This is a genomic window from Martinezella sp. CNPSo 3959 (assembly GCF_057784355.1).
In genome coordinates, this window is the sequence record NZ_JBXSOV010000002.1 from 57,251 (window position 1) to 70,590 (window position 13,340).

Below are 13,340 nucleotides of genomic sequence, written 5' to 3' on the forward strand. Positions count from 1 at the left end.
TTGGCTCTGCAACCACTCCCTCAGCGCTGATCGAGCTTATTCCGGCCTTCTCCAGTCCTCATTGAGGGCGTCAGGCCAAGCTCGGAAGATGTGCCAAGGGGCAAGGAGAACAACGATGGGCAAATACAGCAAGACGGCGGAAGCCATCGCCAAGCTCACTCCTGAGCAGTATCGCGTGACGCAGCAGAGCGGCACGGAACGTCCGGGCTCGGGCGAATATCTCTACAATAAGCAGTCCGGCATCTATGTCGACATCGTCTCCGGCGAGCCGCTTTTTGCCTCGGCCGACAAGTTCGATTCCGGCTGCGGCTGGCCGAGCTTTACCAAACCGATCGAACCCGCCAATGTCAGCGAATTGACCGACATGTCGCATGGCATGATCCGCGTCGAAGTACGCTCGGCCAATGGCGATAGCCATCTGGGCCATGTCTTCCCGGACGGGCCGATCGATCGCGGCGGCCTGCGCTATTGCATCAATTCCGCCTCGCTCCGCTTCGTGCCGCGTGACCGCATGGAGGCAGAGGGCTATGGTGCCTATATCGATCAAGTGGAGGATGTAAGATGACAACGGAACGTGCAGTTCTCGCCGGCGGTTGCTTCTGGGGTATGCAGGATCTCATCCGCCGTTACAACGGCGTCATCTCGACGCGCGTCGGCTACAGCGGCGGCGATGTCCGCAACGCCACCTATCGCAACCATGGCACCCATGCCGAGGCGATCGAAATCATTTTCGATCCGCAGAAGATCAGCTATCGCGATCTGCTGGAGTTCTTCTTCCAGATCCATGATCCCTCCACGCGCAACCGCCAGGGCAACGATGTCGGCTTGAGTTACCGCTCGGCGATCTTCTACACCAGCGAAGAGCAGAAGCAGGTCGCGCTGGATACCATCGCCGATGTCGACGCCTCCGGCCTGTGGCCCGGCAAGGTCGTCACCGAGGTCGCCCCCGTCGGCGATTTCTGGCAGGCAGAGCCGGAGCACCAGGATTATCTGGAGCGCTATCCGAACGGCTATACCTGCCATTTTGTCCGGCCCGGCTGGAAACTGCCCCGCCGGCAGGCCGACGCAGCACAGCGCGCGGCCTCATGATGAAAGGATCGGCCGGTACCGACCGGCTGAACCTCTATCTCGGCACATGGGAGGTGAGGCGGCGAATCCTCGATCGCTTCAACGGCTCCCTGCTCACATTCGAAGGGCAGGCGTTCGTCACGCCTGTCCAGTTCGAGGAGCACGGTGATACGCGAAGCGATCACGCAACGCTCAGAAGTAGCCGCACCTATCGGCTCGATGACGCGTACAAGCATCTCGTCGTGCGTTTCCCCAATCTTTCGGAATTCATTCGCATCGGAGACAGTGCCTCGCAGCGCGTCACCCATCATTGCGGTCCCGATCTCTATCGGGGCCGTCTGTTCTTTCGCTCGCCGGATGCTTGGGCGGAGATGTGGCGTGTGCGCGGGCCTACAAAAAACTATCTCAGCCTCGCGCACTACCGACGCATTTAGCCTGAACCTGTCTCCCGAATGAGAGACGGCGTTAGCGTGCCTGGCGCCGTGCTCGGACGGCCTTTGCCAGATCTTTCAGCGTGCGGACCGAGGTCGGCCAGTCGATGCAGCCATCGGTGATGCTCTGGCCATAGACCAGCGGCTTGCCCGGCACGAGATCCTGGCGACCCGCAACGAGATTGCTCTCCATCATCATGCCCTTGATCCGTCGGTCGCCGGCTGCAACCTGCTCGGCGACTGAGGTGACGACGAGCGGCTGATTTTCGGGGTTCTTGCTGCTGTTGGCATGGCTGGCATCGATGATGATGTGTGGCTCAAGACCCACTTTGAGAGACTGTTCCGCCGTCGACTGCACGCTGGCTGCATCATAGTTGGGCTCTTTGCCGCCGCGCAGGATGATGTGACAATCTTCATTGCCGCGAGTCGAGGCGATCGCAGCAAGACCTTCCTTGGTCACGGCGGGGAAGTGATGCGGCTGTGATGCGGCGACGATCGCGTCGAGCGCGATGCGCACGTCGCCATTCGTGCCATTCTTGAAACCGACGGGGCAGGAGAGGCCGGATGCCAGCTGACGATGCACCTGGCTCTCCGTCGTCCTCGCGCCGATCGCCCCCCAGCTTACCAGATCGGAAATATATTGCGGCGTGATCGTATCGAGATATTCGCAGCCTGCCGGCAAGCCGATCTCGTTGACATCGAACAGCAGCTTGCGGGCAATGCGCAGACCTTCCTCGATGCGGTAGCTGCCGTCGAGATGCGGGTCGTTGATCAGGCCCTTCCAGCCCACCGTCGTGCGCGGTTTCTCGAAATAGACGCGCATGATGATTTCGAGATCGTCGGCGAAGCGATCCCGCTGTTCTTTCAGTCGCGCGGCGTAATCGAGTGCTGCGGCCGGATCGTGGATGGAGCAGGGGCCGATGACGACGATCAGCCGGTCGTCTTCATCACGCAGAATGTTGTGAACGGCGTTGCGCGCGCCGGTAACGGTCGCCGTCACGGCTTCGTCGCGAGGGATTTCGTCAATGATCCGAGAGGGCGGCGTCAGCGCCGTGATCTCGACAATGCGCAAGTCGTCGGTGGAATTCAACACGGTATCGGTTCCTTTTGGGGTCATACCGTGGCGACAAAAAAGCCGCCAGGTAGACTAGCGGCTGGTTCGGGTCTTTGCTGTCGTGTCTCTTCTAACTACGCACAGGCCCGCCTCCGCTGAGAGCAGCGGTACGAATAAAATCGCGAGGCATATGCGAAGGTCAAAGACATGGGTCGTCTCTACGATAAAAAATGCCTGATGTCGATGAGGGAGAATGAGAATTGAGAGCGCAGCGTCATGACGCCTTCATTTGGGAACGAAATGCCTGCCTGCCCGCTCCCGCACCCTTCTCGCCGAGGCCCTCGGTAAGTTAATCCCTAGGCCTGCCCGAGAGAAATAACGAACCCCTGGCTCGGAAGGATCGGCCCGACTTCGCTGGAAGTCAGGCCGATCCCCATCCGATCAGGGGTCAAGTCAGATCAGATCTCGTAAACGAGCTATTAGAAGCTGCGCTGGAAGCGAAGAACGCCAGCCCACTGGTCCTGATTGATGGAGTCCCAGTTGGTGTAGGAAACTTCCGGCGTGATCTGGAGGTTCTTGACCGGGTTCCACTTGACGTTTGCCGTCGCTGCGAAGATCTTCGAGTCGGTGTAGGCAACCTGAGCGTTAGCCTGCAGCTTTTCGTTGATCGGAACGGTGACGCCGCCCCAAACGGCCCAGTCGCCCCAACCGATACCCTTGGCAGGGCCGGCGCCGTTGGAGTTTGCGTACTTGTTCAGCTTGTCGCCATCGGTGTTCCAGCCGCCCATCAAGAAGGCCTTGAAGACGCCGAAGTCGGCATCGACGCGAGCCTTGATGGCGCCTTCTTCGACGATGGAGTCATAACCACCGACGATCTTGAAGCCGAAGTTGCCAGCCTTGTAGCCAGCGCCGGCAACGACGTCAGGCAGGTAGTGGTTGGTGCTGTCTTCGCCGTTAGCGCCCTTGGCGCCCGAACCGGAGTTGCTGTCTTCAACCGAGACCACAGCCGTGAAGCCGTTGCCGGCGTCGTAGTTGTAGGTCAACTGGTTGAGTTCGTACGGGCCGTCATTGACCACGTCGTCGTTGATGACGCCGCCGGCATAACCGATGTACGAGTTGTACTGGGAGTCAGCCTTACCGACCAGGAAACCGCCGAGGCTGATGTTTGCGAACAGCAGCTTCGTGGTGGTCGCGCCGCCATCCTGCCAGTCGAAGCGGATGACCGTGTTGGTCTTCAGCGGACCGTATTCAGTGTCGGTCGCAGTGTCGAGGCTCAGATGAGCACGGGTATGCCAGAGAGTGCCATTGTGGCTGTCTGGGTTGTAGGCATCGTACCACTTGCCTTCGGTACGGACATAACCGCCGATCTTGAGGCAGGTTTCCGAGCCCGGGATGAAGAAGTAGCCAGCGCCATATGCGTCGCAGATGCGGACGTATTCGAGCGGTTCCGGCTCGGCAGCAACGATAGCGTCGGCTGCGTGAGCGCCAGAAACTGCTGCCAGAGCAGCAGCGGAGCCGAGAAGAAGGCTCTTGATGTTCATAAAAACTCCAATCCAATATAGATTGGGCATAGGCTATCGCGCCGAAAATCGACGTGCCCTTACCCTATCCCTGTTTAAAACCCCGACTCGGGAGAAACGGGCCCCACCCGCTTCTGGTCCTTATTAGAGACCAATTCCTAGAAAGTTATATGATATATTTTTCTCGGAATGACTTTTTCGTGAAATTTAAGTTTCAGTTGCAGGAAAGCAACATCGGCAAATAAAGATGCTAAGCGAAGCATAATATTTGCTGCGCAATAGTCACTTTGATGTACAATAACCCGTTTGCTCGTTTATTATTGTTTGGAAATATTGTCGCCGTCCGGATATCGAGCACAATTGCCCACCAACGCAAATGAGGCCACGGCCAAGAAGGCATGTCCGTGCGATCGATGTTGCTCTTCCTGTGCGGGTTGATATCAGGCGGGTCGCTTCGAAGCCGGGATGAGGAGCTTGCTCAGCATCGAGCCGATCATAATTCCCCAAAGCCCGCTGGTCATGCCAACGATAATGTCTAGCGTCGAACCAAAATTCCCGTTCGCCAGGAGATGCGAAACGGAAAGCGCCAATACGCTACCGATCATCAAAAGGCAGGTGAAGGATGGGGATTGCGGATAAGCGAGGCGTGCAAGCATGCCTGCGATACAGAGTGCGACGGCGCGAAAAATGTCGAACGGATTGCCGAATGTGCCCTGCCAATTGAAATGTGCGAGCGTCACGCCAACGAGCGCCGCTATATAGGTCCAGGCAATAATCTTCAAAAACCGGTCTGATATCATGCGGATATGATATAGCAGCGGTGGATATAAACGCTAGCCGGGCGCTGCCCAGGGGAGCGTTCGTAGATGGATCTGGCGCGCACATTTTATGTGGCCTCGAAACATTCTGTTGCAGCGTGGCAGGTTTTTCGGCCTTCGATCGGCCTTCTTGTTATGCCGGGTCGGGGCGGGCTGACCGAGTAATTTTCCGGTCAGCCGCCAACATTACTTAAGCGTTCGATACGCGTATCGTATCCTCTTCCTCTCCCGGTTGCTCGGCATCTTCTGCCACGGCGCTTGCTGACGATCGTCCGAGGAAAGAAAAGACGACGACGGCTGTCAGAACAGTGATGCCGGTTAGTAGCCAGAGCAGCGTGCTGAAGGCGTCGCCGTAGCTCTGGATAAGAGCGTCGTGCCCGATCGCGGGCACATTCGATGCTGCTGCGGCCAGGTTGCCGGTTACGAGCTGCTGTGCAGCCATAGCGGCGTGCTCACCGAGATTCGACTGGATAAAGGCGGAGAGAACGGCGCTGACGATGGCGAGCGCGACCCCTTCGCCGGCGACGCGGGTAGTGCTGAAAATGCCGGTTGCCATGCCGGCTCGCTCCTTGGGAACAACGCTGACGGCGAGCCCATCCATCAAGCCCCAGGGCAGGCTGATGCCGACGCCGATCGTCAGCAGCGGGCCGATGAGGACAAATGGAGCTGAGCCTGCTGCAAAATGGCTGAGCCAGAAAAGGCCTGCCGCCGAGATGACGAGGCCGGTGCCGCAGATCGTTGCGGGGCTGAACCAGCGGGTGAGAAGTCCTGCAACGATCGGCAGGACGAGCAGCGGCGCCGAAAGCGCAACCATCATCCGCCCGGCACCGATCTCGCTCATGCCTTCGATGCCGACGAAGCGCACGGGCAGCAGGATCAGCAAAACGACGAAGGCATAGGCGGGCGCTGCCGCCAGAAGCTGCACACCGACGAAACGCGGATAGCGAAAGAGGCTGAGATCCAGCATGGGCCGTTTCACAACGCGCTCGATGATGCCGAAGGCAAGGAAGAACAGTGCTGCGCCGGCCAGCAGGGCGAGGACGAGCGGATCGCTCCAGCCAGTTTCCGGCGCACGCAGCACACCATAGGTGAAGAGCGTCAAGGCAAGCGTGAAGCTCAGTGCGCCCGGCCAATCCAGTCCCGCCGCGTCGGGATCTTTGGATTCGCGCAGGAAGCAGGCGCCGAGGCCAAGTGCGAGCAACGCCAGGGCGACCACGAGAATGAAGATGGACGGCCAGCCGAAGGCATCGATCATCAGGCCGGACGCGATCGGCCCGAAGGCGAGACCGACGCCGAAGCTGGAGCCGACGATGCTGAAGGCACGCATCCGCGCCGTGCCGTCGAACTCCTGCGCCAGCGAGGCCATGCCGCCGGAAAAAGCGGCGGCTGCGCCAAGGCCCTGCAATGCCCGCAATATGTCGAACCAGACGATGTTGCCGGCAAGCGCCAAGCCGGCTGAGAAGAGCGCGAAGCAGCCGACGCCCGCCAGGAAGATACGCCGCCGGCCAAAGCTGTCTGCCAGCGCGCCGGATGCCATCAGGCAGCTGCCGAAGGTCAGCATAAAGGCGTTGGTGACCCAGTTGAGCGCGATCGGGCTGCCGCCGAGCGTGCGGCTGATGGCCGGTAAGGCAACAGCGGGGCCGGTGAATGTCAGCGGCATCGCCGCTGCGGCGCAGCAGACGGCGACGAGGACGAAGAATTTCTCGGTCGGACTTGCGACCTTTGTCTGGGGAGAAGTCATCGGATTACCATGAGGTTTGAGCAAAGGGGAAGTGGCGGGCAATCCTGGGAGTGGTGCTGGCCAAAGGCCGATGCTCGCGCGCTTCAAATGACTCAAGCAGGATATATTTGCTGTAATCGGATGATAATTGCGCTAGTTTTCCATATATATCGGAATAAAACTCTCGAATGGAATGCGCCCATGGATCGTTTAAGCGGCCTGACGGCCTTTGTTCGCACCGCAGATCTCGGCAGCTTTGCCGCTGCTGGACGCGTGCTCGGCCTTTCGGCATCCGCGGTCGGCAAGGCGGTCAGCAATCTCGAACATCAGCTTGGCGTCCGGCTGCTGCAGCGCTCCACGCGCAGCATCCGGTTGACCGAGGAGGGGCGTCTCTTTCACGAACGCTGCCGGCGGGTGCTCGACGATCTCGAGGATGCGCAGGCCTCGCTTGCGCAGGCGGTTGCCGTGCCACGCGGGCGGTTGCGCGTCAGTGTGCCGATCGTCAGCTATCACTTCCTCTTGCCCGTCGTGCCGGAATTCGTGGCCCGCTATCCCGAGGTTGAGCTCGACATCGATTTCAACGATCGCATCGTCGATATGATCGAGGAGGGCGTCGATGTTGCGATTCGCAGCGGCGACCTGCCGGATTCCCGGCTGATATCGCGCACCTTGCGGCCGTTTCAGATGCTGCTCTGCGCTGCGCCCAGCTATCTCGAACGCTTCGGTATTCCCGGTTGCCCGCGTGATCTCAACGAGCATCTGGCCGTCAGGTTTCGCTTTCCCAACAGCGGCAAGCTGCAGGATTGGCCGCTGACCATGCCCGAAGGCGAGCCGGATCTGCGGATGCGAACGGCCTTCTCCTGCAACAATATGGAGGCAGTGCGCGGCGCGACCGTTGCCGGCCTCGGCATCGGCTGCATGCCGGATTTCCTCGTGCGCAGTCCGCTTGCGGAAGGAACGCTCAGGACAGTTCTCGACGATTTCATCGACGAACCCGGCCATTTCCATCTGCTCTGGCCATCCAATCGCCATATGTCGCCCAAGGTTCGGGTTTTTGTCGATTTTCTGAGCGAGCGGTTGTTTGCAAAGAGCTGTGATGTTTTGCCGGCGACGACCGCTGCCTGAGACGCAGATCATCGTATCGGCTTGAGGTCCGCTTGCCTGCCGAGTGAGATAATTTCAGAATTGCTCGGGAGACAGTTGTCGCGGGAGCTCGAGTTTGCGACGGTGTTTGCTCATATGCAGACTTGCCGCACGATCGGTCTGCAATCGCTAACTTTGGAAATCACGATGAGCCGCTTCTGGAGCCCTATTGTTCATTCCTTGATCCCCTATGTCGCCGGCGAGCAGCCGGCCACGGGCGGAATAATCAAGCTCAACACCAATGAGAGCCCTTACGGTCCTTCGCCGCTTGCCCTGGAGGCGATCTCGAAGGCTACATCCGATACACTGCGGCTCTATCCGGATCCGACGGCGCGGGAGTTGCGTGTTACAATCGCCGAGAGTTTCGGGCTCGACAAGGACGAGGTCTTTGTCGGCAATGGATCGGACGAGGTTTTGGCCCACACGTTCCAGGCGCTGCTGAACCATGATGAGCCCTTGCTTTTCCCCGACATCAGTTACAGCTTCTATCCGACCTATTGCCGCCTCTTCGGCGTGGCGTATCGGCAAGTTCCGGTCGATGCCGAAATGCGGGTCCGCCTCGAGGATTATCGTCAGCCCTGCGGTGCAATCATTCTGCCCAATCCCAATGCGCCGACAGGCATCGGCCTGCCTCTGGCCGATATTGAAACTCTTCTTAGGGATCATCCCGATCAGGTCGTCGTCATCGACGAGGCCTATGTCGATTTCGGCGGCGAGAGCGCGGTTCCACTTGTCCGGACATATCCGAACCTCTTGGTAATTCAGACCCTGTCGAAGTCGCGCGGGCTCGCCGGCCTGCGTGTCGGTTTCGCTGTTGGGCAGAGACCGCTGATCGAGGCACTGGAAAGGGTCAAGGATAGTTTCAATTCCTATCCTCTCGATCGGCTCGCGCAGGCAGGTGCCGTCGCGGCCTGGAAGGATCGCGACTGGTTCGAACGCCATCGCGCCATGATCATCGCCAGCCGGGAACGGCTGGCCGCCGAACTCGGGGAGCTGGGCTTTCACGTTCTGCCGTCATCTACGAATTTTCTGTTCGCGCGGCATCGGAGCAGGCCGGGTGTGGAACTTGCGGCAGAGCTTCGGAGCAGGAATATTCTGGTAAGACGGTTTTCCGCCGAGCGTATCGACGACTTCCTGCGCATCACGATTGGAACGGATGAGGAGTGCGACCGCCTGGTGGCGGCTTTCGGCGAGATATTGCAGTGATCTCAAGCTTTGAGCGATTGCTCCACGGCTGATTGGGGTGATTGGGTGAGCAGCCCTACAAATGACAAGGCGGCGGAGCCGAGCCCGCCGCCTTCTGTCATCACATGCGATAGCAATCAAATATCGCTTGCCGCGTTCGCCCAGATTTCCGCGGCCTGTGCGGCGGTGACGCGGCGCACATCTGTTTCATCGCGGCGGCTGGCGAACAGCTCGCTTGCCATGATCTGCTCGGCGAGATCGGCGGGCAGGGACAGGAGAACGCGCTGGCCATCCTTGTGAATACCGCCGACATCGGAACGCTTGCCGGTAATCATGCCGCCCGCAACCGTGTTGTTGCTTTCCGGATCGATCAGGATGAAGGAGCCGGTCGAGCGGTTCTGCTCATAGGGATCGAAGATGGCGCTTTCGTCGAAGGTCAGGCGGACCTTGCCGATCGCGTTCATCCATAGCGCCTGCGCCGGAGCCCATGCGCCGGTCTTCAGCTCAAGCTGGGCGATCGGCTGCACCTGCACGCGCTGGCGGCGGCTGCCGCTCTTCAGCCAGTAGCGCTTGCCAGGCTCGATGCCCTCAGGCTGCAGCGCGACGATTTGCGCGTCGAAGGAGAGGCCGGTCTGCGGCTGGCTGTCGATGGCGACGATCATGTCACCACGCGATACGTCCACCTGACGGTCGAGAACGAGCGTGATCGCATCGCCGGCGACCGCCGCGTTGCGCACGAGATCGAAGGTGACGATCTTCGAGACATTGGCGACCATGCCCGACGGCAGAATCATGACGCTGTCACCAGGCTTCACCGAACCGCCGGCAACGGTGCCCTGATAGCCGCGGAAGCTCTCACCCGGGCGGGAGACGCGCTGTACCGAAAGACGGAAGCCGACCGTCTGGGCGGAGCGAACGGTCGCCAGTTCCAGCGTTTCGACCAGCGTCGGGCCGGTGTACCACGGCATGGCAGCCTGGCCGGAATAGACGACGTTTTCACCCTTCAGCGCCGACATCGGAATGGCGGTGATCTGCTTGACGCCGAGCGACAGGGCGAATTCGCGGAAGTCGTTGGAGATCTTCTCGAAGCCGGCGCGGTCGTAGTTCGTCAGGTCGATCTTGTTGACGGCGAGCACGAACTGCTTGATGCCGAGCAGCGACGCGATCGTTGCATGACGGCGGGTCTGCTCGAGGATGCCCATGCGCGCATCGACCAACAGCACGGCAAGATCGGCGGTGGAGGCACCGGTTGCCATGTTGCGCGTATATTGCTCGTGGCCGGGCGTGTCGGCGACGATAAAGGAGCGCTTGTCGGTCGAGAAATAGCGATAGGCGACATCGATGGTGATGCCCTGTTCGCGCTCTGCCTGCAGACCGTCGAGCAGCAGTGCAAAGTCGGGTAGGCCGAGATCGTTCTGCTTGCCGGTGGAATCGCGCTGAAGCGTGGCAGCCTGGTCTTCCTTGACCGCCTTGGTATCCCAGAGGAGACGGCCGATCAGCGTCGATTTACCGTCATCGACGCTGCCGCAGGTAATCAGGCGAAGCGGGCGCGAATCGCGGAGAGCCTTGGCCGTTTCGGCAGCGGGCCCGACAGCGGGAATTGTGACGACGTTTGCGTTGACAGTCATCTCAGAAATATCCTTCGCGCTTCTTCTTTTCCATGGAGCCGGACTGGTCGCGATCGATGGCGCGGCCCTGACGTTCGGAAACCGTGGCGATTTCCAGCTCTGCAATGATCTCTTCAAGGGTCGTGGCGGTGGAGCGGATGGCTCCCGTCAGCGGGAAGCAGCCGAGCGTGCGGAAACGGATGAGTTCCTCGCGCATGGTCTCGCCCGGCAGCAGCTCGAGCCGCGGATCGGCGGCCATGATCATCATGCCGTCGCGCTCGACGATTGGGCGCTTCGCCGCAAAATAGAGCGGCACGATCGGAATATCCTCGGCCTGGATGTAGCGCCAGATATCCACTTCGGTCCAGTTGGAAAGCGGGAAGACGCGAACGCTTTCGCCCTTGCGGATCTGGCCGTTGTAGATGTTCCAGAGTTCCGGGCGCTGGTTGCGTGGATCCCACCGATGATCGGGCGTGCGGAAGGAATAGATGCGTTCCTTGGCGCGCGAGGCTTCCTCGTCGCGGCGAGCGCCGCCGAAAGCGGCGTCGAACTGGCCGGCATCCAGCGCATGACGCAGCGCTTCCGTCTTCATGATATCGGTGTAGCGGGCCGAGCCATAGGTGAAGGGCGTGATGTTCTCCGCCTTGCCGCGCGGGTTGATGTGCTCGATCAGGTCGAGATCATACTTCTTCACGATCTCGTCGCGGAAGGTGATCATCTCGGCGAATTTCCAGCCGGTATTCACATGCAGGAGCGGGAAGGGGATGCGGCCGGGATAGAAGGCCTTGCGCGCCAGGTGCAGCAGCACCGACGAATCCTTGCCGATCGAATAGAGCATGACAGGACGCTCGAACTCGGCCGCAACCTCGCGGAAGATATGGATCGCCTCGTTTTCCAGCGCCTTCAGATGTGGATCGAGCGGTGGCTTGGCGCTTTGCGGATGGGAGATTTCCGTATCCGGACGGCTATCAGGCATTTATCACTCCAGAACTTTCAAATGTCCCGACCGAAACTTGGCCGGAAAGAATGGATGCGTTGGTTCCCGGTTGAACAGCGGCGTAGGAAACGCGCTTTGGATCGATGCCGGGAGCCGGCGGGTGCTTTATTGTGCTGCTGCGGCAGCACCTTCTTCGTGGACATGCAGACCGCATTCGCGCTTTTCGTCGTTCTCCCACCACCAGCGGCCGGCGCGTTCAGGCTCGCCGGGCTTGATGGCGCGGGTGCAGGGCTCGCAGCCGATCGAGGGATAGCCTCGTGCATGCAGCGGGTTTACCGGCACGCTGTTGTCGGCGACGTAAGCGCGGATTACATCGATATCCCAATCGGCAAGCGGGTTGATCTTGATCAGGTTGCGCTCGGGATCGAATTCGGCAAAGGGCGTATCGGCGCGGTTGGCGGACTGGCCGCGGCGCAGGCCGGTGATCCAGATGGTGGCGCCGGAGAGTGCGCGCGCAAGAGGCTTCAGCTTGCGCACGCCACAACAGGCATGCCTGGCTTCGACGCTCTCATAGAAGCCGTTCAGACCGTATTTTGCAGCATAGGCGTCGATATCTGTCTGCTCCGGCTCGTAGCGAACGATGTGGATATCGTATTGGCTTTCCGTCTCGTCGATCAGAGCGAGCGTTTCCGGGAAGAGGCGGCCGGTCTGCAGGGTCGCCACCTCGATCGGCAGGCGATGATTGCCGATCTCCGCCGTGATCACCTGATCTTCGATCCCGAGCGACGTCGTGAATACGGCGCGGCCACCGAGACCGGCCACGAGAGACAGACGGCCGGCAAGGTCGAGCGATGCAAGCTGGCTGTTGAGCGTCGCGGCATCTTCAATAAGGGTAATGGCAGTCATGGGAATCCTGTCCTGATGTTGCCGGAGTATCGCAGTTCGTAACGGCAGCGGACAGAAAAATAGATTTCGAAAGGATGCAGATGGAGGGTAAATATCTCCATGAAGCAGTGCCCATAAGAAAAAGCGACCGCCTCGGCTGTTAACCAAGGCGATTTGCCGCCGGAAGCGGGCCTTCGAAAGCACTTGATATGGCTGACCATGTTTAAGTGCTTGCTTTAATGTCTATAGAAATAGTAGAGTTACACATAGCTTGTCAAATGGAAATCCGAAGTGATGCCCGAAATGATGCGCTGCGGCGGATTTTGTGCTAAACCATGGGCATAGCGACGAAGAATGATAACAAGTCTGGGTTGCTAACGTTTCCTGGCCGTGCGCCAAGGGTGTGAGTGCTTCGAAATTGCCCCGGGGACGAGGGCTAAGGAGTTCTATAACGGATCGGCCGAATCGCTCGACCGGACGTATCGCATGTGTGTGTGAAGCGGTTCGAAATGATTACTCAGAAAGCAAAATATGCGCTGCGGGCGCTATCTGCCTTGGCCCAATCCGAGGCGGGTGAGCCGATGATGATTTCCGACATCGCCGCCCAACAGAAGATCCCGAAGAAATTCCTCGAACAGATCCTTCTCGACCTGAAGCATCAGGGCATCGTCATCAGCCGCCGCGGCAAGCAGGGCGGCTATCTCCTGCGCAAGCCGGCGGATGAAATCACCTTTGGCGAAATCCTGCGGGTCATCGACGGACCGCTGGCGCCGCTGCCCTGTCTGTCACTGACAGCCTATCGTCGCTGCGATGATTGCGACGGCGAGCAGACCTGCGAAATCCGCCACGTCTTTGCCCGGGTGGCGGATGCGACCCGCAAGGTGCTGTTCTCGACGACCATCGCCGATGCGATCGCTCAGCCCGAGGGTGCGGAAGTTGCCAGGCTGATGGCCTGACGATCAAGTTCAAGGA

At 59.8% G+C, this 13,340-nt stretch carries 13 protein-coding genes; 6 read left to right on the forward strand and 7 right to left on the reverse strand.

The features are described 5' to 3' along the window. Positions 1-115: 115 nt before the first annotated feature. The 3 genes from msrB to AC13RE_RS08250 are packed head-to-tail and all read left to right on the forward strand — an operon-like array spanning position 116 to position 1,502. A complete protein-coding gene (gene msrB, locus AC13RE_RS08240; RefSeq protein ID WP_132716050.1) occupies positions 116-565 on the forward strand; it encodes a peptide-methionine (R)-S-oxide reductase MsrB in 450 nt (149 codons plus the stop codon). Beyond that, positions 562-1,089, forward strand: coding sequence for a peptide-methionine (S)-S-oxide reductase MsrA (gene msrA / locus AC13RE_RS08245; protein WP_112335537.1), 528 nt, complete (start codon positions 562-564; stop codon positions 1,087-1,089). The genes msrB and msrA overlap by 4 nt, the downstream gene beginning before the upstream one ends. Further along, entirely contained in the window at positions 1,086-1,502 is a 417-nt protein-coding gene (locus AC13RE_RS08250; RefSeq protein ID WP_488562598.1) for a DUF6314 family protein, read from the forward strand. Before msrA ends, AC13RE_RS08250 begins: the two co-directional genes overlap by 4 nt. A gap of 31 nt (positions 1,503-1,533) precedes the next feature. On the opposite strand, the gene AC13RE_RS08255 is transcribed toward AC13RE_RS08250, so the two are convergent. From AC13RE_RS08255 to AC13RE_RS08270, 4 genes are all read right to left on the reverse strand, one after another. Continuing rightward, on the reverse strand, positions 1,534-2,616 hold the full coding sequence (locus AC13RE_RS08255; RefSeq protein WP_488562599.1) for a 3-deoxy-7-phosphoheptulonate synthase: 1,083 nt from the start codon (positions 2,614-2,616) through the stop codon (positions 1,534-1,536). A 416-nt stretch (positions 2,617-3,032) separates the two neighbouring features. Continuing rightward, positions 3,033-4,094, reverse strand: a complete 1,062-nt coding sequence (locus AC13RE_RS08260; protein WP_132716053.1) for a porin — start codon at positions 4,092-4,094, stop codon at positions 3,033-3,035. A 419-nt stretch (positions 4,095-4,513) separates the two neighbouring features. After that, the gene (locus AC13RE_RS08265; protein ID WP_488483639.1) at positions 4,514-4,855 is read right to left on the reverse strand and encodes a hypothetical protein; all 342 of its coding nucleotides are present in this window, start codon (positions 4,853-4,855) and stop codon (positions 4,514-4,516) included. A 226-nt stretch (positions 4,856-5,081) separates the two neighbouring features. Further along, entirely contained in the window at positions 5,082-6,632 is a 1,551-nt protein-coding gene (locus AC13RE_RS08270) for an MFS transporter (protein WP_488562600.1), read from the reverse strand. A 180-nt stretch (positions 6,633-6,812) separates the two neighbouring features. Between AC13RE_RS08270 and AC13RE_RS08275 the strand changes: the two genes are divergently transcribed. Then, on the forward strand, positions 6,813-7,736 hold the full coding sequence (locus tag AC13RE_RS08275) for a LysR family transcriptional regulator (RefSeq protein ID WP_132716056.1): 924 nt from the start codon (positions 6,813-6,815) through the stop codon (positions 7,734-7,736). Between the two features lie 165 nt (positions 7,737-7,901). Further along, on the forward strand, positions 7,902-8,960 hold the full coding sequence (gene hisC, locus AC13RE_RS08280; protein ID WP_488562601.1) for a histidinol-phosphate transaminase: 1,059 nt from the start codon (positions 7,902-7,904) through the stop codon (positions 8,958-8,960). A 116-nt stretch (positions 8,961-9,076) separates the two neighbouring features. Here the strand turns inward: hisC and cysN are convergent, their stop codons facing one another. The 3 genes from cysN to AC13RE_RS08295 form a co-directional block, all read right to left on the reverse strand. Then, on the reverse strand, positions 9,077-10,567 hold the full coding sequence (gene cysN / locus AC13RE_RS08285) for a sulfate adenylyltransferase subunit CysN (RefSeq protein ID WP_488483635.1): 1,491 nt from the start codon (positions 10,565-10,567) through the stop codon (positions 9,077-9,079). A gap of 1 nt (position 10,568) precedes the next feature. Beyond that, complete coding sequence (gene cysD / locus AC13RE_RS08290; RefSeq protein ID WP_488562602.1) at positions 10,569-11,522, reverse strand: sulfate adenylyltransferase subunit CysD; 954 nt, start codon at positions 11,520-11,522, stop codon at positions 10,569-10,571. Positions 11,523-11,648: 126 nt separating this feature from the next. Continuing rightward, positions 11,649-12,389: a phosphoadenylyl-sulfate reductase gene (locus tag AC13RE_RS08295; protein WP_488562603.1), complete on the reverse strand. Its 741-nt coding sequence runs from the start codon at positions 12,387-12,389 to the stop codon at positions 11,649-11,651. 488 nt (positions 12,390-12,877) lie between these two features. Between AC13RE_RS08295 and AC13RE_RS08300 the strand changes: the two genes are divergently transcribed. After that, the gene (locus AC13RE_RS08300; protein ID WP_132716061.1) at positions 12,878-13,324 is read left to right on the forward strand and encodes an RrF2 family transcriptional regulator; all 447 of its coding nucleotides are present in this window, start codon (positions 12,878-12,880) and stop codon (positions 13,322-13,324) included. Positions 13,325-13,340 lie beyond the last annotated feature (16 nt).

Bases quoted from the DNA above. Each gene is read 5' to 3' on its own strand.
- msrB (WP_132716050.1), top strand. From the start codon at position 116: ATGGGCAAATACAGCAAGACGGCGGAAGCCATCGCCAAGCTCACTCCT.
- msrA (WP_112335537.1), top strand. From the start codon at position 562: ATGACAACGGAACGTGCAGTTCTCGCCGGCGGTTGCTTCTGGGGTATG.
- AC13RE_RS08250 (WP_488562598.1), top strand. From the start codon at position 1,086: ATGATGAAAGGATCGGCCGGTACCGACCGGCTGAACCTCTATCTCGGC.
- AC13RE_RS08255 (WP_488562599.1), bottom strand. From the start codon at position 2,616: ATGACCCCAAAAGGAACCGATACCGTGTTGAATTCCACCGACGACTTG.
- AC13RE_RS08260 (WP_132716053.1), bottom strand. From the start codon at position 4,094: ATGAACATCAAGAGCCTTCTTCTCGGCTCCGCTGCTGCTCTGGCAGCA.
- AC13RE_RS08270 (WP_488562600.1), bottom strand. From the start codon at position 6,632: ATGACTTCTCCCCAGACAAAGGTCGCAAGTCCGACCGAGAAATTCTTC.
- AC13RE_RS08275 (WP_132716056.1), top strand. From the start codon at position 6,813: ATGGATCGTTTAAGCGGCCTGACGGCCTTTGTTCGCACCGCAGATCTC.
- hisC (WP_488562601.1), top strand. From the start codon at position 7,902: ATGAGCCGCTTCTGGAGCCCTATTGTTCATTCCTTGATCCCCTATGTC.
- cysN (WP_488483635.1), bottom strand. From the start codon at position 10,567: ATGACTGTCAACGCAAACGTCGTCACAATTCCCGCTGTCGGGCCCGCT.
- cysD (WP_488562602.1), bottom strand. From the start codon at position 11,522: ATGCCTGATAGCCGTCCGGATACGGAAATCTCCCATCCGCAAAGCGCC.
- AC13RE_RS08295 (WP_488562603.1), bottom strand. From the start codon at position 12,389: ATGACTGCCATTACCCTTATTGAAGATGCCGCGACGCTCAACAGCCAG.
- AC13RE_RS08300 (WP_132716061.1), top strand. From the start codon at position 12,878: ATGATTACTCAGAAAGCAAAATATGCGCTGCGGGCGCTATCTGCCTTG.